Source organism: Escherichia sp. E4930 (assembly GCF_005845405.1).
Taxonomy (GTDB): domain Bacteria; phylum Pseudomonadota; class Gammaproteobacteria; order Enterobacterales; family Enterobacteriaceae; genus Escherichia.
On record NZ_VCDZ01000001.1, the window covers coordinates 89913 to 108851 of the forward strand.

Annotated in this window: 19 protein-coding genes and 1 pseudogene; 13 read left to right on the forward strand and 7 right to left on the reverse strand. The window is 50.5% G+C overall.

Annotated features, from left to right (window positions below; translation table 11 throughout):
• Positions 1-6 precede the first annotated feature (6 nt).
• From FFT88_RS00460 to xthA, 5 genes are all read right to left on the reverse strand, one after another.
• Positions 7-555, reverse strand: a complete 549-nt coding sequence (locus FFT88_RS00460) for a carboxymuconolactone decarboxylase family protein (protein WP_135405815.1) — start codon at positions 553-555, stop codon at positions 7-9.
• On the reverse strand, positions 555-1262 hold the full coding sequence (locus FFT88_RS00465; protein WP_135405816.1) for a TVP38/TMEM64 family protein: 708 nt from the start codon (positions 1260-1262) through the stop codon (positions 555-557). Before FFT88_RS00465 ends, FFT88_RS00460 begins: the two co-directional genes overlap by 1 nt.
• Positions 1263-1276: 14 nt before the next feature.
• On the reverse strand, positions 1277-1954 hold the full coding sequence (gene ydjY / locus FFT88_RS00470) for a lipoprotein YdjY (protein ID WP_135405817.1): 678 nt from the start codon (positions 1952-1954) through the stop codon (positions 1277-1279).
• A 4-nt stretch (positions 1955-1958) separates the two neighbouring features.
• Entirely contained in the window at positions 1959-2669 is a 711-nt protein-coding gene (locus tag FFT88_RS00475) for a TVP38/TMEM64 family protein (protein WP_135405818.1), read from the reverse strand.
• Between the two features lie 167 nt (positions 2670-2836).
• Complete coding sequence (xthA, locus tag FFT88_RS00480) at positions 2837-3643, reverse strand: exodeoxyribonuclease III (RefSeq protein ID WP_130257710.1); 807 nt, start codon at positions 3641-3643, stop codon at positions 2837-2839.
• Positions 3644-4088: 445 nt separating this feature from the next.
• Here xthA and astC point away from each other — a divergent pair, with 445 nt between their 5' ends.
• From astC to ves, 7 genes are all read left to right on the forward strand, one after another.
• Positions 4089-5309, forward strand: a complete 1221-nt coding sequence (gene astC, locus FFT88_RS00490) for a succinylornithine/acetylornithine transaminase (RefSeq protein ID WP_135405819.1) — start codon at positions 4089-4091, stop codon at positions 5307-5309.
• The gene (gene astA, locus FFT88_RS00495) at positions 5306-6340 is read left to right on the forward strand and encodes an arginine N-succinyltransferase (RefSeq protein ID WP_135405820.1); all 1035 of its coding nucleotides are present in this window, start codon (positions 5306-5308) and stop codon (positions 6338-6340) included. The genes astC and astA overlap by 4 nt, the downstream gene beginning before the upstream one ends.
• Positions 6337-7815: a succinylglutamate-semialdehyde dehydrogenase gene (astD, locus tag FFT88_RS00500; RefSeq protein ID WP_135405821.1), complete on the forward strand. Its 1479-nt coding sequence runs from the start codon at positions 6337-6339 to the stop codon at positions 7813-7815. The genes astA and astD overlap by 4 nt, the downstream gene beginning before the upstream one ends.
• On the forward strand, positions 7812-9155 hold the full coding sequence (astB, locus tag FFT88_RS00505) for an N-succinylarginine dihydrolase (protein WP_135405822.1): 1344 nt from the start codon (positions 7812-7814) through the stop codon (positions 9153-9155). The genes astD and astB overlap by 4 nt, the downstream gene beginning before the upstream one ends.
• A complete protein-coding gene (gene astE / locus FFT88_RS00510; RefSeq protein WP_135405823.1) occupies positions 9148-10116 on the forward strand; it encodes a succinylglutamate desuccinylase in 969 nt (322 codons plus the stop codon). Before astB ends, astE begins: the two co-directional genes overlap by 8 nt.
• 328 nt (positions 10117-10444) lie before the next feature.
• Positions 10445-10930 carry an ATP-independent periplasmic protein-refolding chaperone Spy gene (gene spy, locus FFT88_RS00515; RefSeq protein ID WP_130208314.1) on the forward strand — a complete coding sequence of 162 codons (486 nt, stop codon included), beginning with the start codon at positions 10445-10447 and terminating at the stop codon, positions 10928-10930.
• A 197-nt stretch (positions 10931-11127) separates the two neighbouring features.
• Positions 11128-11703: an environmental stress-induced protein Ves gene (gene ves, locus FFT88_RS00520; RefSeq protein ID WP_130218867.1), complete on the forward strand. Its 576-nt coding sequence runs from the start codon at positions 11128-11130 to the stop codon at positions 11701-11703.
• On the opposite strand, the gene cho is transcribed toward ves, so the two are convergent.
• Both cho and nadE read right to left on the reverse strand, forming a co-directional pair.
• Complete coding sequence (cho, locus tag FFT88_RS00525) at positions 11663-12550, reverse strand: excinuclease Cho (protein ID WP_130208310.1); 888 nt, start codon at positions 12548-12550, stop codon at positions 11663-11665. The genes ves and cho overlap by 41 nt on opposite strands.
• Before the next feature lie 235 nt (positions 12551-12785).
• Positions 12786-13613 carry an ammonia-dependent NAD(+) synthetase gene (nadE, locus tag FFT88_RS00530; protein ID WP_135405824.1) on the reverse strand — a complete coding sequence of 276 codons (828 nt, stop codon included), beginning with the start codon at positions 13611-13613 and terminating at the stop codon, positions 12786-12788.
• A 200-nt stretch (positions 13614-13813) separates the two neighbouring features.
• Here nadE and osmE point away from each other — a divergent pair, with 200 nt between their 5' ends.
• From osmE to celF, 6 genes and pseudogenes are all read left to right on the forward strand, one after another.
• Positions 13814-14152, forward strand: a complete 339-nt coding sequence (gene osmE / locus FFT88_RS00535) for an osmotically-inducible lipoprotein OsmE (protein ID WP_064529167.1) — start codon at positions 13814-13816, stop codon at positions 14150-14152.
• A 299-nt stretch (positions 14153-14451) separates the two neighbouring features.
• On the forward strand, positions 14452-14772 hold the full coding sequence (chbB, locus tag FFT88_RS00540; RefSeq protein WP_000412160.1) for a PTS N,N'-diacetylchitobiose transporter subunit IIB: 321 nt from the start codon (positions 14452-14454) through the stop codon (positions 14770-14772).
• An 81-nt stretch (positions 14773-14853) separates the two neighbouring features.
• Positions 14854-16213, forward strand: a pseudogene (gene chbC, locus FFT88_RS00545) (PTS N,N'-diacetylchitobiose transporter subunit IIC).
• Between the two features lie 53 nt (positions 16214-16266).
• Entirely contained in the window at positions 16267-16617 is a 351-nt protein-coding gene (gene chbA / locus FFT88_RS00550; protein WP_064529165.1) for a PTS N,N'-diacetylchitobiose transporter subunit IIA, read from the forward strand.
• A gap of 7 nt (positions 16618-16624) precedes the next feature.
• Complete coding sequence (chbR, locus tag FFT88_RS00555; protein WP_171020845.1) at positions 16625-17467, forward strand: transcriptional regulator ChbR; 843 nt, start codon at positions 16625-16627, stop codon at positions 17465-17467.
• 119 nt (positions 17468-17586) lie between these two features.
• Positions 17587-18939 carry a 6-phospho-beta-glucosidase gene (gene celF / locus FFT88_RS00560; protein WP_135405825.1) on the forward strand — a complete coding sequence of 451 codons (1353 nt, stop codon included), beginning with the start codon at positions 17587-17589 and terminating at the stop codon, positions 18937-18939.

Genomic DNA, 18939 nt, shown 5'->3' on the forward strand with positions numbered 1-18939 from the left:
CTCTCCTTAAGAACGTTTGTCAGGAATACGGCACAGCCCCTGAGCGGGAATGTCCATGGCAGAATTAAAACGGGCTGACAGATTTTGCAAGCCGATCAATGCCGTCAGCTCGGTGAGCGCCTGGGCGTCAAAATGCGTAGTCAGTCGGGTGCGCAGGGCATCATCGACCGTTGGCGGCGTTACGCTTGCGGCTTCGGCGTACTCCAGCGCCAGCCGCTCTTCGTCGCTGAAGAGCGGGCTTTGTCGCCAATTAGCTACCGCCAGCAATTTATCGGTGCTGCCGGTACGCTCGGCGACTTTCATACTGGTGATATCCACGCAAAACTCACACAGACACATTTGCGCGATACGCGCGCTGACAAGCGATCGTACCACTGGATCGAGCGGTGAGCGTTTGCGCTCCAGCCAGCCAACAAACATCGACACCAGATAAAAGATAAACGGGATCCGCCCCCACCAGCGAATGGGGCTTAGCACCTCGCCGTAATGGCGACGGTGCAGCCACGCCTGCGGACGTAAAATGAAAGGAATTTTGCTAAGCGGCGGTAAACCCATCAGGCATTCCTCTTCTGGCGCTCAAGCCATATTTTCTTCGCCATAAAAATCACCACGGTCAGGGCAAACAAAATAAACAGTCCGGAGACAAACCAGAAAGTACCGCCTGTTAACATGCTGCCCGCCCAGGAATAAACAATAGTCGCCGGTAACTGACCAAGCCCGGTGGCGATAAAAAACGAGCGAAAACGTATTGAAGTCAAACCGGCAGCATAGCTGATTGGATCGAAAGGGACAAAAGGCAATAACCGACAGACCAGAATGGTGTGTTTGCCGTAGCGAGTGAAAAAGCCGTCCATACTGTCAAGCACGGTTTTGCCGGTTAATTTTTCCACCACTTCGCGGCCCATCACTCTGGCGATAAAAAAGCACAGCGCCGCGCCGGCCATCGAACTGGTCCACGACAGCAAGCCGCCCCAGAACGCGCCAAACAGCGACGCATTGGCAAAGGTGATCAAAAACGCAGGTAGCGGTGCAGCAATGGCCTGTAGAATCATCAACAAGAACGAAACAACTGCCGCCAGTGCGCCGTAAGACTGAATAAAGCGTTCTATACCCTGTTGATCCACGGCGGCAAACGCCGCAACGCTGCGATTGATAAACTCATGGACGCCGGGAAGCAGCGCCCATGCCAGCAGCATAGCGAACAACAGGATGATGAGGGTTATGCGGTAGTACCAGATTTTACGCGATTGCATCTTCATCATCCTTTATCCTGGTTTTATTCGGTGATTTTAAAGGTAACCGTTGCCAGCGTGTTATCTGCCGGGAGAACCGAGGCATTGCCTTTGAATTTCACTTCGCTGCGTTTTTCCACCGCACCATAAGTGTATGTCGCATTGCTGACGATACCGACCGGGCAACTATCCAGACATACCAGGCAGCCCGTTTTTTTCTCTTCAGCTGCCGTTAAATTACCGCCAAAGCGCATATCCAGTTTCTTGCTATTACTGTCAACAATCACTTCATCAAAGGAATACGCTTTTGCCGCTCCTTGCCAGTTAACTGAAATATCCAGTTTGCTGCCTGTGACATGAGTCGTTTCTTTATTATCCATCGTCATGTTTTCGCCCGGCGTACCTCCGGCCTCTTTCAGGGCTTCATAAAATGCTTTCGGCGTGGCATAACCCATAAACAGCGATTTATGTCCGTTGGAGCCATCTTTAAACACAATACCGTGGCGGGTATCGTCGGTTAGGAAACGCCCATTAATTTGCACCAGCATGGTTACCGTATGGTTATTGGCATCGACACGCAGCGGCTGGCTGTCCGAAAGCCCGTCGTATTCCACTTTTGCCGCCGTATTCTCTTTTTGCTCGCAGCCACTAAGCCCCGCAACGGCCAGTAAACACAGTGCAGCCAGTCCTTTTTTCCATGACACTGAATAATGTTGCAACATCGTTCTATCCTTCATTTTTAGGGTGAGTAAGTGGGCTGTGGCGCGAAGCAGACAGATCCACGTGTTTGTGACGAGCGTAGAGTTTGGCGAGCTGGACGAGAATAAACAGCGCCAGGCCCGCCAGACAGAGTTGTAAAATAAAGCGCAGCGTAATGCCTTCACTGGCAAGATCGCTGGCCATCACGGTATAAATCACTATTCCAGGCAGAGTGGTTAATGCCGAAATAAGGGTATAAGGCCAGAAGGCGATGGCGGTTAATCCGTAAGCGTAATTTTGAATATTGTATGGAAATAGCGGGATTAAGCGGGTCAGAATAAGAAAATCGATACCGTTACGCGTAATGCCTTTTTCAATAGCCTGAAAAGTGTGGCTATGGCCAACGTATTTCAGCAGTAAATCACGCCCCAGAAAGCGCGCCAACAGGAATGAGCACGACGAGGCTAGCGTGGCGGCAATTAACGAAAGTAGGGTTCCAGTTAGCGGACCAAAAACTATTCCACCGGCGATCACCAGTACGCTACCCGGTAGCAGAAAGAGGGTGGCGATGATGAATAACAGAATATAGAGGCTATAACCGAACAATCCGCTCTGGCGAATGAATGTCTGTAAGTGGGGTAAATCGGTGAGTAGATCGAATAAACCGAAAGCATGGATAGCGTAAATGACCAGCGCAAAAAATAGACAGGCAAAAAGAAATTTACGCTCAGCGTTCATCGTGGAGTTTCCTATATCAAACTTGATAATAGAGAAGTGGTCAGACAACTAAAAAACGCAGTGACGGTATAACAAAGGACGGCGGGCAACAAATCATTACTGACAGTTTGTTGATTTTTCTCAAGGTTAATTCTCCTGACCCCGTGCGAGCCAGGAGAACGGAGAAATTAGCGGCGGAAGGTGGCCCAGACAGGTGCGTGATCTGACGGTTTTTCCATACTGCGGATTTCATAGTCGATGCCGGTTTCTACGCAGCATTCCGCCAACGGCTGGCTGGCAAGCAGCAGATCGATACGCAGACCCCGGTTATCGTCAAAACCTTTTGAGCGGTAATCAAACCACGAGAAGCGATCTGCTGTTTGCGGATTCGCATGGCGGAAGGTATCGACCAGCCCCCAACTTATCAGCCTGTCCATCCATTCGCGTTCTTCCGGCAGGAAAGAACATTTACCAGTACGCAGCCAGCGTTTGCGGTTCTCTTCGCCAATGCCGATATCCAGGTCGGTGGGGCTGATATTCATATCGCCCATAATCAGCACTGGATTATCACGTTTGAGTTCGGTTTCCAGGTAGTTTTGCAGGTTCTGGTAAAACTGTGCTTTAGCCGGGAATTTTATGGGGTGGTCGCGGCTTTCGCCCTGCGGGAAGTAGCCGTTGATCACGGTGACATTGCCCAGCGGTGAGGGGATTTCCGCCATAATAATCCGCCGTTGTGCCTCTTCGCCGTCGCCTGGGAAGCCACGACGCACAGCAATCGGCGTCTCTTTGGTCAACAGCGCCACGCCGTAATGGCCTTTCTGCCCGTGATAAAACACGTTGTAGCCAAGCTTTGCCACTTCTTCGAGCGGAAACATATCATCATGAACTTTTGTCTCCTGCAGGCCAATCACATCAGGCTGGTGCTTGTCGACGATAGCTTCAAGCTGGTGTGGTCTGGCGCGCAGGCCGTTGATATTAAAAGAGACAAATTTCATAGTCGCTGCCATTTATTCTGATAATGAGTGCGTGGATGTTAGCAGAAATTCGTCTGACTTACTGCCTGTTGTTAAGTGATTTGATCGATGGTTGTTAATGATGTCAACGATGGCGCAAAAAATGCCCGCTTTTGGTGCGCGCTGCGTCAGAATGGCGCAGTAATTTCCAGTAAATTTCGTCAAAGATCACAATTCCAGAATTATATTTTACTTCTGCATAACATTGCGTTTTTTATTCTATTTATTCATCCACATGGCAAACACATTCACTTTATATGCACTTAAGGTGCATATCGTTCGGTTGTAACACATTGATTTCCAGTTAGTGACCGTCATTTATGCACTTTTCCCCCTGGCTGGCATGAACCCTGCAATCTACATTTACAGCGCAAACATTACTTATAATTAACATATAAATAACGAATTATTTACTGTAGAGGTCGCTATGTCTCAGCCAATTACGCGTGAAAACTTTGATGAATGGATGATACCTGTTTACGCTCCGGCACCGTTTATACCGGTACGTGGCGAAGGTTCGCGCTTGTGGGATCAGCAGGGGAAAGAGTATATCGACTTCGCGGGTGGCATTGCGGTAAACGCATTGGGTCATGCGCATCCCGAACTGCGCGAGGCGCTGAACGAACAGGCGAGTAAGTTCTGGCATACCGGCAACGGTTACACCAACGAGCCGGTACTGCGACTGGCGAAAAAATTGATCGACGCAACGTTTGCCGATCGCATTTTCTTTTGTAACTCCGGTGCGGAAGCCAACGAAGCGGCGCTAAAACTGGCGCGTAAATTCGCTCACGACCGCTACGGCAGCCATAAGAGCGGTATCGTGGCGTTCAAAAATGCGTTTCACGGGCGCACGCTGTTTACCGTCAGCGCAGGTGGGCAGCCAGCCTATTCACAGGATTTTGCGCCACTGCCGCCGGATATCCGTCATGCCGCGTATAACGATATTAACTCTGCCAGCGCGCTGATTGATGACTCCACCTGTGCGGTGATTGTTGAGCCCATCCAGGGGGAAGGCGGTGTGGTGCCAGCCAGCAACGCGTTTTTACAAGGTCTGCGTGAATTGTGTGACCGCCACAATGCTTTGCTGATTTTTGATGAAGTACAAACGGGCGTCGGGCGCACCGGGGAACTGTATGCCTATATGCACTACGGCGTGACGCCAGATCTGTTAACTACCGCCAAAGCGCTGGGCGGCGGTTTCCCCGTTGGCGCTCTGTTGGCAACCGAAGAATGCGCCAGCGTGATGACCGTTGGCACTCATGGCACCACCTATGGAGGTAATCCGCTGGCCTCGGCGGTGGCGGGTAAAGTGCTCGAACTTATCAACACGCCAGAAATGCTTAACGGTGTTAAGCAGCGTCACGACTGGTTTGTTGAACGTCTTAATACCATTAATCACCGCTGCGGTTTGTTCAGTGAAATTCGCGGCTTAGGTCTGCTGATTGGCTGTGTGCTGAATGCGGATTACGCCGGGCAAGCGAAACAAATTTCTCAGGAAGCGGCGAAAGCGGGCGTGATGGTACTGATTGCGGGTGGCAACGTGGTGCGTTTTGCGCCTGCGCTCAATGTCAGCGAAGAAGAGGTGACGACCGGCCTGGATCGTTTTGCTGCGGCCTGCGAACACTTTGTTAGCCGAGGTTCATCATGATGGTCATCCGTCCCGTTGAGCGCTCAGATGTCTCGGCGCTGATGCAGCTTGCCAGCAAAACGGGCGGCGGCCTGACGTCGCTTCCCGCCAATGAAGCCACGCTTTCGGCGCGTATCGAAAGGGCAATCAAAACCTGGCAGGGCGAACTGCCCAAAAGCGAGCAGGGCTATGTGTTTGTGCTGGAAGAGAGCGAGACAGGCACTGTGGCGGGGATTTGCGCCATAGAGGTAGCGGTTGGGCTGAACGATCCCTGGTACAACTATCGCGTCGGCACGCTGGTTCACGCTTCGAAAGAGCTGAATGTCTATAACGCGTTGCCGACGCTGTTTCTCAGTAACGATCACACTGGCAGCAGCGAGCTGTGCACGCTGTTTCTCGACCCGGACTGGCGCAAAGAGGGCAACGGCTATTTGCTGTCGAAATCGCGCTTTATGTTTATGGCGGCTTTTCGCGACAAGTTTAATGACAAAGTGGTCGCGGAAATGCGCGGGGTGATTGACGAACACGGCTATTCACCGTTCTGGCAAAGCCTCGGTAAACGCTTCTTTTCGATGGATTTTAGCCGCGCCGATTTTCTCTGCGGCACAGGGCAAAAGGCATTTATTGCAGAACTGATGCCGAAACATCCGATCTATACGGACTTTTTATCCCAGGAAGCACAGGACGTCATCGGTCAGGTACATCCGCAAACCGCGCCCGCGCGGGCGGTGCTGGAAAAAGAGGGCTTTCGCTACCGCAACTATATCGACATTTTCGACGGCGGGCCGACGCTGGAGTGTGACATTGACCGCGTTCGCGCTATCCGCAAAAGTCGGCTGGTGGAAGTAGCGGAAGGACAACCTGCACAGGGCGATTTTCCGGCTTGCCTGGTCGCCAATGAAAATTATCACCATTTCCGCGTGTTGCTGGTGCGAGTCGATCCGGCGACCGAACGTTTGATTTTAACCGCCGCACAACTGGATGCCCTCAAATGCCACGCCGGGGATCGCGTTCGTCTGGTGCGCCTGTGCGCAGAGGAGAAAACAGCATGACTTTATGGATCAACGGTGACTGGGTGACGGGCCAGGGCGCACAGCGCGTGAAGCGTAATCCGGTATCGGGCGAGGTGTTATGGCAGGGCAATGATGCCGATGCTGCTCAGGTTGAGCAGGCTTGTCGGGCTGCTCGTGCAGCGTTTCCGCGTTGGGCGCGGCTCTCCTTTGGCGATCGTCAGGTAAGAGTTGAACGATTTGCCGCACTGCTGGAAAGCAACAAAGCCGAATTAACCGCGATTATTGCCAGAGAAACCGGCAAACCGCGTTGGGAAGCGGCAACCGAAGTGACGGCGATGATCAATAAGATCGCGATATCAATCAAGGCGTATCACGCTCGTACGGGAGAGCAGCGCAGTGAAATGCCCGATGGAGCAGCGAGCTTGCGCCATCGTCCACACGGCGTGCTGGCAGTGTTTGGACCGTACAATTTCCCCGGACATCTGCCTAACGGGCATATCGTTCCGGCGCTGCTGGCAGGTAACACGATAATCTTTAAACCCAGCGAACTAACCCCCTGGAGCGGCGAGGCAGTCATGCGTTTATGGCAGCAGGCAGGTTTGCCGTCGGGCGTGCTGAATCTGGTGCAGGGTGGGCGCGAAACCGGTCAGGCACTCAGTGCACTGGAGGATCTCGACGGCTTGCTGTTTACCGGCAGCGCCAATACCGGCTACCAGTTACATCGCCAGCTTTCCGGTCAGCCGGAAAAAATTCTTGCCCTCGAAATGGGCGGCAATAACCCGCTGATTATTGATGACGTGGTGGATATCGACGCCGCTGTCCATCTGACTATCCAGTCGGCATTTGTCACTGCCGGGCAACGCTGCACCTGCGCCCGCCGTTTATTGGTGAAAAGCGGGGCGCAGGGCGATGCGTTTCTTGCTCGCCTGGTTGCCGTCAGCCAGCGGTTAACGCCGGGGAAATGGGATGACGAACCGCAGCCGTTTATTGGCGGGCTGATTTCTGAACAGGCCGCACAGCAGGTGGTTACTGCCTGGCAGGAACTGGAAGCATTGGGCGGGCAAACGCTGCTTGCGCCACGTTTGCTACAAGCGGGAGCATCGTTGCTGACGCCAGGGATCGTTGAAATGACGGGCGTTTCAGGCGTGCCGGATGAAGAAGTGTTTGGGCCGCTACTTCGCGTATGGCGGTATGACACTTTTGATGGGGCGATTAAGATGGCGAATAACACCCGCTTTGGCCTCTCTTGTGGGCTGGTTTCCCCAAAACGGGAAAAGTTCGAGCAACTGTTACTGGAAGCGCGGGCAGGGATTGTTAACTGGAACAAACCGCTTACTGGAGCCGCCAGTACCGCGCCATTCGGCGGCATTGGCGCTTCCGGCAACCATCGCCCCAGCGCCTGGTATGCCGCAGATTATTGTGCCTGGCCGATGGCAAGCCTGGAGTCGGACTCGTTAACGTTGCCCGCAACGCTTAACCCCGGGCTGGATTTTTCCGATGAGGTGGCGCGATGAATGCCAGGGAAGTCAATTTCGACGGACTGGTGGGGCTGACGCACCATTACGCTGGCCTATCGTTTGGTAATGAAGCCTCCACCAGCCATCGTTTTCAGGTATCTAATCCACGACTGGCGGCGAAGCAGGGCTTACTGAAAATGAAAGCCCTTGCCGATGCGGGATTTCCCCAGGCGGTGATCCCGCCGCACGAGCGTCCGTTTATTCCGGTGCTGCGTCAGTTGGGATTCAGCGGCAGCGATGAACAGGTACTGGAAAAGGTTGCCCGCCAGGCACCACACTGGCTTTCCAGCGTCAGTTCAGCATCGCCAATGTGGGTAGCTAATGCGGCCACGGTCGCGCCATCCGCTGATACGCTGGATGGCAAAGTGCATTTCACGGTCGCCAACCTGAACAATAAATTTCACCGTTCGCTGGAAGCCCCCGTCACCGAATCGCTGTTAAACGCCATTTTTAACGATAAAGAGAAATTCACCCTCCATTCGGCGTTGCCGCAGGTGGCATTACTCGGTGATGAGGGAGCGGCAAACCACAATCGCCTCGGCGGTCATTACGGCGAACCCGGTGTGCAGATTTTTGTTTACGGGCGAGAAGAGGGTAACGGTACGCGGCCTTCCCGCTATCCGGCGCGACAGACTCGCGAAGCCAGCGAGGCGGTGGCCAGGCTGAATCAGGTGAATCCCCAACAGGTGATTTTCGCCCAGCAAAACCCGGACGTTATCGACCAGGGCGTTTTTCATAATGACGTGATTGCCGTGAGCAACCGCCAGGTACTGTTTTGCCATCAGCAGGCATTTGCTCGCCAGGCGCAATTACTGGCAAACCTGCGTGCGCGGGTCAATGGTTTTATGGCGATAGAAGTTCCGGCGTCGCAGGTTTCTGTGTCTGATGCGGTGTCTACGTATCTGTTTAACAGCCAACTGCTGAGTCGCGATGATGGTTCGATGATGCTGGTGCTGCCACAGGAGTGTCGGGAACATGCAGGAGTATGGCGTTATCTCAATGAACTCCTTACTGCTGACAACCCGATAAGCTCACTAAAAGTTTTTGATTTGCGCGAAAGTATGGCAAACGGCGGAGGCCCTGCGTGCCTGCGGTTGCGCGTGGTGTTGACGGATGAAGAACGTCAGGCGGTGAATCCGGCGGTGATGATGAACGATACGTTGTTTAATGCGCTCAATGACTGGGTGGATCGTTACTACCGCGATCGTCTTACTGCTGCCGATCTGGCCGACCCGCAATTGCTGCGTGAAGGGCGGGAAGCGCTGGATGCGTTGACTCAATTACTGAATCTCGGTTCGGTTTACCCGTTCCAGCGCGAGGGAGGGGAGAATGGATAATTTTCTCACTCTGACATTAAAGGGTAAAAAACCTGTCATCACCGAGAGAGAAATCAACGGCATTCGCTGGCGCTGGCTGGGGGATGGCGTGCTGGAACTGACGCCATTAACCCCACCGCAAGGCGCGTTGGTGATTTCGGCGGGGATCCACGGTAATGAAACGGCGCCTGTAGAAATGCTGGACGCCTTACTTGGCGCAATTTATCACGGTGAAATTAAGTTACGCTGGCGCTTGTTGGCAATCCTCGGAAATCCCCCTGCGCTCAAGCAAGGAAAGCGCTATTGCCATAGCGATATGAACCGGATGTTTGGCGGACGCTGGCAGCAATTTGCCGAAAGCGGCGAAACCTGCCGCGCCCGCGAGCTGGAACAGTGCCTGGAAGATTTTTATCAGCAGGGGAAGGAGTCTGTGCGCTGGCATCTTGATCTGCATACCGCCATCCGCGGTTCGTATCACCAGCGGTTTGGTGTTTTACCGCAACGAGAACTTCCCTGGGACGAAAGTTTTCTGACATGGCTGGGCGCGGCAGGGCTGGAGGCGTTGGTGTTTCATCAGGCGCCAGGCGGCACGTTTACCCATTTCAGCTGCAAACATTTTGGCGCACTGGCGTGTACGCTGGAGCTAGGCAAAGCACTGCCGTTTGGGCAAAACGAGCTTCGTCAGTTTGCGCCAACCACCAATGCAATTGCTACGCTGTTAGCAGGGGCAAGTGTCGGTATAGAGAGAAAACTGCCCCAGCGTTACCGGGTGGTTTCGCAGATTACCCGTCACACTGCTGCTTTCGAGTTGCATATGGCGAGCGAGACGCTGAATTTCACGCCGTTTAAGAAAGGAACGTTATTGGCGCAGGATGGTGAGGAACGTTTTACCGTGACTCATGATATTGAATATGTGTTATTCCCCAATCCACTGGTGGCGTTGGGATTACGCGCGGGATTAATGCTGGAAAAAATAACCTAGCACTTGCCCGCAGAAAGGTTTCTGCGGGTATTTAATAACGGCTTTCGGAATAATACGGATTAATCCTGGGTGTTTGCTTTATTTATCACCATTTATCAGGTATAGTCCTTCATAATTTCTGCAAAATCATTGTGTTGTAATATTTGTTCATCACTTTCCTTCAATTTTTCTTTTTTTCTCCATAATTGGCGAGAAAATGTTTTTTATACTTTCATTGATTTACCGTTGCTCTGATTAATTGACGCTAAACTCAGTAAAGTTAATCTCGTCAACACGGCAAGTTACTTAAGAAAGCCGTAATAAATAACTGAAAGGAAGGATATAGAATATGCGTAAATTAACTGCACTGTTTGTTGCCTCTACCCTGGCTCTTGGCGCGGCTAACCTGGCCCACGCCGCTGACACCACTACCGCAGCACCGGCTGACGCGAAGCCGATGATGCATCATAAAGGCAAGTTCGGTCCGCATCAGGACATGATGTTCAAAGACCTGAACCTGACCGACGCGCAGAAACAGCAGATTCGTGAAATCATGAAAGGCCAGCGTGACCAGATGAAACGTCCGCCGCTGGAAGAACGCCGCGCAATGCATGACATCATCGCCAGCGATACTTTCGACAAAGCAAAAGCTGAAGCGCAGATTGCTAAAATGGAAGAACAGCGCAAAGCTAACATGCTGGCGCACATGGAAACCCAGAACAAGATTTACAACATCCTGACGCCGGAGCAGAAAAAGCAATTTAATGCTAATTTTGAGAAGCGTCTGACAGAACGCCCAGCGGGAAAAGGTAAAATGCCTGCAACTGCTGAATAATCTTTCAGCCAAAAAACTTAAGACCGCCGGTCTTGTCCACTACCTTGCAGTAAGGCGGTGGACAGGATCGGCGGTTTTCTTTTATGCGCCTGTGCCTGTCATTTTTGCAAAAACGCTAAGGTAAATCATACGAGTTGCCGATAACAATCCACGGTTGCCTGAGCGATAACAATGAAAAGAGCATGCCCGGAGCGAGTATGGAATACTTTGATATGCGTAAAATGTCGGTGAACCTGTGGCGAAACGCTGCCGGTGAAACTCGTGAGATCTGTAGTTTTCCCCCTGCGAAACGTGATTTTTACTGGCGTGCCAGCATTGCGTCCATTGCGGCCAATGGTGAATTTTCTTTATTTCCTGGGATGGAAAGAAGTGTGACGCTGCTGGAAGGCGGTGAGATGCTTCTTGAAAGCGCAGACCGTTTTAGTCATACCTTAAAGCCGTTACAGCCTTTTGCTTTTGCGGCGGACCAGGTGGTAAAAGCGAAACTGACGGAAGGGCAGATGTCGATGGATTTCAACATTATGACGCGCCTGGATGCCTGTAAGGCGAAAGTCAGAATTGCCGATCGCACGTTCACCACTTTTGGTTCACGCGGTGGGGTGGTGTTTGTGATTAGCGGGGCATGGCAACTGGGCGAAAAATTGTTAACCACCGACCAGGGCGCGTGCTGGTACGATGGCAAACACACCCTGCGGCTTTTGCAACCGCAAGGCAAACTGCTGTTCAGTGAAATTAACTGGCTTGCAGGCCATTCACCGGATCAAGTTCAGTAATTTCATAGCGACCGGAAAGTAGTGGTTTACAAAGAATTTTATAACCATCGTGATCGAATCCAGCAGGCGTACGGATCAACGTTGCCGCCTCTTCCAGCGAATTAACCGCCCCCAGCCACAGCCAGTTATGAATAATATGGTATTGGGTCATTTCCGGGTGCTGTTCTTTCAACGCCACCGCACCTTGCCACGGCCAGCAGATCACCCGCAAACGTTCCAGCGACTGGAGCAGACGTTGAGCATGATCTTCATGGCTCTCTTTTCCGCAGCACGCTCCGGCGCAACGTTTTAGCGCTGAACGAAAGCAAGCACGACCGCGGCTCAGCGGTTCCAGCCCGAGCAGGCCATAACAGAGCTTTTGTTCATCGGCGATTGTCTGTAATGCCTGTAATGCCGAGCGGCGATTGGCAAACAGGCCAAACAGGTTTGGCGCAGTAGAAAAATCCACGTCTTTGGCGTACACCACATCCACGCGTTTTTCATTCAGTTGCAGGGCGCAGAGCTGACGGTTGCGGCGCAACCGTTTATTAAACAAAGGCTGTTGCTCTTTGATTAGACGCGCTTCAAGGAGCAGGGCGCCGATTTCGCCCGCGGTACATATCCAGCTAATGCGTCGGGATTGTCGCAGCATGGCCGCTTCATCCGGGGTACGTAAATGGGAAAGGACGCGGCTGCGGATGTTAACGCTTTTGCCGATATAGAGCGGCATAGTGTTACTTTCACCATGAAACAGATACACACCGGGTCGGGTGGGTAAGTCAGTAAGAAATGAACGTAAATGTTCGGGATATTCATAAATTGCCGCCGCTTCAAATTCGAGCCGCGGGGAAGTTAAACGCCGTACCACTGTTTACTCCGAATGCTGGTCATTTATCCAGTATAGCGGGTGGGTGGCGATTAAAAAAGAGGCAAGGCCGATGACAAAGCTAACACTGCCTGATGCGCTACGCTTATCAGGCCTACTCGACTCCTGCAATGTATTGAATTTGCAAAGTTTTACAGGCCGGATAAGACGCTTACGCCATATCCGGCATGTATAAAGTGTTTGGTGTCGACAATCTCAGGCGGGGAGGCCGCACTGTTTATTTTTTCCAGAAATCATCGAAAACCGTAATGGGTGGGCGGCGTTTATGCTCGGTTTTCAGATACCAGTTCTCAATCGTTCTGGCGACCTGTTCCGGGACATTTTTCCCTTCAAGATAGTCATCGATATTTTCATACGTTACGCCGAGCGCGACTTCATCTGGCAGTGACGGGCGGTCATCTTCCAGGTCGGCTGTGGGTGCCTTCTTATAGAGATGCTCAGGGCAACCTAACGCTGCCAGTAACTGTTTACCCTGACGTTTGTTTAGACGATACAGAGGGTTAATGTCTGTGCCACCATCACCATATTTAGTGAAGAATCCAGTAATGGCTTCTGCCGCATGATCGGTGCCAATTACGACGCCATTAGTCATACCCGCAATGCTGTATTGCGCTTTCATCCGCTCACGTGCTTTTTCATTGCCACGCACAAAATCGCTCAGTTCGATACCTGCTTCCCGCAATGCCTGTTCACTGGCGAGTACCGCGCCCTTGATATTGACGGTTAATACGCGATCCGGCTGAATAAAGGCAATGGCGTCCTGGCAATCTTGTTCGTCGGCCTGAACACCGTAGGGAAGGCGCACGGCGATAAATTGCAGTGATTCATTACCGGTTTCCTGGCGCAGTTCATTAATTGCCATCTGACACAACTTACCGGCAAGGGTAGAGTCCTGACCACCGCTAATGCCGAGTACCAGTGATTTAATGAACGGGTAGGTTTGTAGATAGCTTTTCAGAAAATCGACGCTGCGACGAATTTCCTCTTCAGCATTAATCTGCGGTTTGGCGCCCAGCGCCTTTATTATTTGTTGCTGCAATGTCATTGAACCCCTCCAGACAAAAAAATAAAACTTCCTTAAAGCTAACCCGTTGCTACAGAAACGACAAGCGACAGCAGGTTGAATGGTGGTTAAAACGTCATACAGGAATCCTCTGAAAGCGACACCGTTTCGCTCTCAGGCTTGAAAAAGCCCCCGATGTATTCCAGGCTTATCTAACACGCTGATAAACAAGAGGACGGAATATGAACAAGAATATGGCAGGAATTCTGGGTGCAGCGGCGGTATTAACCATGCTGGCAGGTTGTACGGCGTATGATCGTACCAAAGACCAGTTTGTACAGCCTGTGGTGAAAGACGTCAAAAAAGGCATGAGCCGGGCGCAGGTTGCACAAATTGCGGGTAAACCTTCGTCTGAAGTGAGCATGATCCATGCTCGTGGTACTTGCCAGACCTACATTCTGGGTCAACGTGATGGTAAAGCAGAAACCTATTTTGTCGCGTTAGATGATACCGGGCATGTGATCAACACCGGCTATCAGACCTGTGCCGAATACGACACTGATCCGCAGGCTGCGAAGTAATTCCTTCATCTGAAAGCTTGAGTCACAACGAAAACCGGCCATTGTGCCGGTTTTTTTATGCGCGTGTTCTTATTTGTTGACGCGAATTATTTAACCGAAATGTGAAGGTGGTCATAACAGCAGGTCAAGGAGAGACAATTTGTATAGTCAAAGAAATACTATTGCTCAGGTCAATACCGTATACTCTTTTCAGCCACCAAAAAAAGTCATGTTGGTTTCGCAAGTTACCCAGAGCATGGAAGCAGGTGAAGGCTTGCGGAGTGTCTGGCTGACAGATAATCGTTGATGAGGGCAGTTTTATGGAAAAGAAACACATTTATCTGTTTTGTTCTGCGGGCATGTCTACCTCTTTACTGGTATCAAAAATGCGCGCTCAGGCAGAAAAATATGAAGTTCCGGTCATTATTGAAGCATTTCCAGAAACGCTGGCTGGTGAAAAAGGGCTGAATGCCGATGTTGTTTTATTAGGGCCGCAGATTGCTTATATGTTGCCCGAAATTCAGCGTTTGTTACCCAACAAACCGGTGGAAGTAATTGACTCGTTGTTATATGGCAAAGTCGATGGTTTAGGCGTGCTTAAGGCTGCAGTTGCAGCAATTAAAAAAGCCGCAGCAAATTAATTTTTAAATTTTCCCGTCAAAGAGTTATTTCATAAATCTATACCGCAATATTTGAATTGCGGTTTTTAAGGGTATTTTTCTATGAGTAATGTTATTGCATCGCTTGAAAAGGTACTCATCCCTTTTGCAGTTAAAATAGGAAAGCAACCGCACGTTAATGCAATCAAAAACGGTTTTATTCGCTTAATGCCGTTAACCCTCGCAGGGGCTATGTTTGTATTAATTAATAACGTTTTCCTTAGCTTTGGGGAGGGGTCGTTTTTTTTATTCCTTAGGTATTCGCCTCGACGCCTCGACCATTGAAACACTCAATGGTCTGAAAGGTATTGGCGGAAATGTTTATAACGGAACATTGGGGATTATGTCTTTAATGGCACCGTTCTTTATCGGCATGGCGCTGGCAGAAGAGCGTAAAGTCGATGCGCTGGCAGCGGGATTGTTATCCGTTGCGGCGTTTATGACCGTCACGCCTTATAGCGTCGGCGAGGCTTATGCCGTCGGCGCTAATTGGTTAGGCGGCGCAAATATCATCTCCGGGATTATTATCGGCCTGGTGGTGGCAGAAATGTTTACCTTTATTGTCCGCCGCAACTGGGTAATTAGACTGCCTGATAGCGTACCTGCGTCGGTATCGCGTTCTTTCTCTGCATTGATTCCCGGCTTTATTATTCTTTCCGTGATGGGGATTATTGCCTGGGCGCTGACGACCTGGGGTACAAACTTCCATCAGATCATTATGGATACTATCTCGACGCCGCTGGCATCGTTGGGCAGTGTGGTTGGCTGGGCGTATGTGATTTTTGTTCCACTGCTGTGGTTCTTCGGTATTCACGGCGCGCTGGCGCTGACTGCACTGGACAACGGCATCATGACGCCGTGGGCGTTGGAAAACATCGCGACCTACCAGCAATATGGTTCCGTCGAAGCGGCATTAGCTGCCGGTAAGACCTTCCATATCTGGGCCAAGCCGATGCTGGACTCCTTTATTTTCCTCGGTGGTAGTGGTGCGACCCTGGGCCTGATTCTGGCTATCTTTATTGCTTCTCGCCGTGCTGATTATCGTCAAGTGGCAAAACTGGCACTGCCGTCCGGCATCTTCCAGATTAACGAACCGATTCTGTTTGGTCTGCCGATTATTATGAACCCGGTGATGTTTATCCCGTTTGTGCTGGTACAACCGATTCTGGCGGCGATCACCCTGGCGGCATATTACATGGGCATTATTCCACCAGTGACCAACATTGCGCCGTGGACCATGCCAACCGGTCTGGGAGCCTTCTTTAACACCAACGGTAGCGTTGCCGCCTTACTGGTCGCACTCTTCAACCTCGGTATCGCCACGCTGATTTATCTGCCATTTGTTGTGGTGGCTAACAAAGCACAAAACGTGATTGATAAAGAAGAGAGTGAAGAAGATATTGCTAACGCGCTGAAATTTTAATCGATACCGGCACAGGTAACGCTGTGCCGGGTAAGGAAAGTGAGGAACTGAGTATGATGGATCTCGACAATATCCCGGATACGCAAACCGAAGCCGAAGAACTGGAAGAAGTGGTGATGGGGCTTATCATCAATTCCGGGCAGGCGCGCAGTCTGGCGTATGCGGCGCTGAAACAGGCAAAGCAGGGCGATTTTGCTGCAGCAAAAGCGATGATGGATCAGTCACGAATGGCGTTGAATGAAGCGCATCTGGTACAGACGAAACTGATTGAAGGCGATGCGGGCGAAGGTAAGATGAAAGTGAGTCTGGTGCTGGTCCACGCCCAGGATCATTTAATGACCTCAATGCTTGCACGTGAACTGATTAGCGAATTAATTGAGCTTCATGAAAAATTGAAGGCATAAGGAGTTGATGATGCAGCCAGTGATTAACGCGCCGGAAATTGCCACAGCCCGTGAACAACAACTGTTTAATGGCAAAAACTTCCATGTGTTTATCTACAACAAAACTGAGAGTATCAGTGGGCTGCATCAACACGACTATTATGAATTCACCCTGGTGTTAACGGGGCGTTATTACCAGGAGATAAACGGTAAACGCGTGTTGCTGGAGCGGGGCGATTTTGTCTTTATTCCGTTGGGCTCGCACCATCAAAGTTTTTATGAGTTTGGCGCCACGCGTATATTAAATGTTGGGATCAGCAAACGTTTTTTTGAGCAACATTATCTGCCGTTGTTGCCTTATTGCTTCGTCGCATCACAGGTATACCGGACCAATAACGCTTTTCTCACCTATGTGGAAACGGTCATCTCTTCACTGAATTTCCGTGAAACCGGGCTGGAAGAGTTTGTTGAGACAGTGACTTTTTATGTTATCAACCGCTTACGTCATTACCGTGAAGAACAGGTAATTGATGATGTGCCGCAGTGGCTGAAAGGCACGGTTGAAAAGATGCATGATAAAGAGCAGTTTAGTGAAAATGCGCTGGAAAATATGGTGATACTGTCGGCGAAATCGCAGGAATATTTGACGCGTGCGACCCAGCGATATTATGGCAAAACACCAATGCAGATTATTAATGAAATTCGCATTAATTTTGCCAAAAAACAACTGGAAATGACCAACTATTCGGTAACGGATATTGCATTTGAAGCCGGTTATAGTAGCCCAAGCTTGTTTATTAAAACGTTTAAGAAACTGACCTCGTTTACACCCAATAGTTATCGTAAAAAATTGACTGAATTTAATCAGTAGCCATTGTGTCAGAACACTAAATTTACATGCTTGCTCTGTATAACCTGGTATTTCCGGGTTATTCCTGACTTAGCGGCAGGCACGACGAATATCAGTATTTCCTAATGAAGGGAGAAATTATGAGCCAGAAATTAAAAGTCGTCACTATTGGTGGCGGGAGCAGCTATACCCCGGAATTACTGGAAGGGTTTATTAAACGTTATCACGAATTGCCGGTGAGTGAATTATGGCTGGTGGACGTCGAAGAGGGTAAAGCGAAGCTGGATATTATTTTCGATCTCTGCCAGCGGATGATTGATAACGCTGGTGTACCAATGAAGCTTTATAAAACGCTCGATCGCTGCGAAGCATTGAAAGATGCCGATTTCGTCACCACCCAGCTGCGCGTAGGTCAATTACCAGCACGCGAGCTCGATGAACGTATTCCGTTAAGTCATGGTTATCTCGGCCAGGAAACCAACGGTGCCGGTGGCCTGTTTAAAGGTCTGCGTACTATTCCGGTGATTTTTGACATAGTCAAAGATGTTGAAGAATTCTGCCCCAATGCCTGGGTGATTAACTTTACGAACCCAGCGGGAATGGTCACCGAAGCAGTCTATCGTCATACCGGATTTAAACGCTTTATCGGCGTGTGTAATATTCCGATTGGCATGAAGATGTTTATCAGCGATGTTTTAGCGTTGAATGAGAACGATGATTTATCTATCGATCTTTTCGGGCTGAACCACATGGTGTTTATTAAAGATGTGCTGGTAAATGGCAAGTCTCGCTTTGCCGAATTGCTTGATGGTGTGGCATCCGGGCAGTTAAAAGCGTCTGGCGTAAAAAATATTTTCGATCTGCCGTTTAGCGAAGGCTTAATTCGCTCACTGAATCTGTTGCCGTGCTCGTATCTGCTTTATTACTTCAAGCAAAAAGAGATGCTGGCGATTGAAATGGGTGAGTATTATAAAGGCGGCGCACGTGCACAGGTGGTACAGAAAGTCGAGAAACAACTCTTTGACCTGTATAAAAATCCGGACCTGAAAGTTAAGCCGAAAGAACTGGAACAGCGCGGCGGGGCATATTACTCAGATGCGGCGTGTGAAGTGATTAATGCTATCTACAACGACAAGCAAGCAGAACATTACGTTAATATCCCGCATCATGGGCATATTGATAATATCCCGGCAGACTGGGCGGTAGAAATGACCTGTACACTGGGGCGCGATGGCGCGACGCCACATCCACGCATTACACACTTCGATGACAAAGTGATGGGCTTGATTCATACCATCAAAGGTTTTGAGATTGCCGCCAGCCACGCAGCCCTTAGCGGTGAATTTAACGATGTGTTACTGGCGCTCAACCTTAGCCCGCTGGTGCATTCCGATCGTGACGCGGAACTGCTGGCAAGAGAGATGATTCTGGCGCATGAGAAGTGGTTGCCAAACTTTGCTGACTGCATTGCAGAACTCAAAAAAGCACATTAA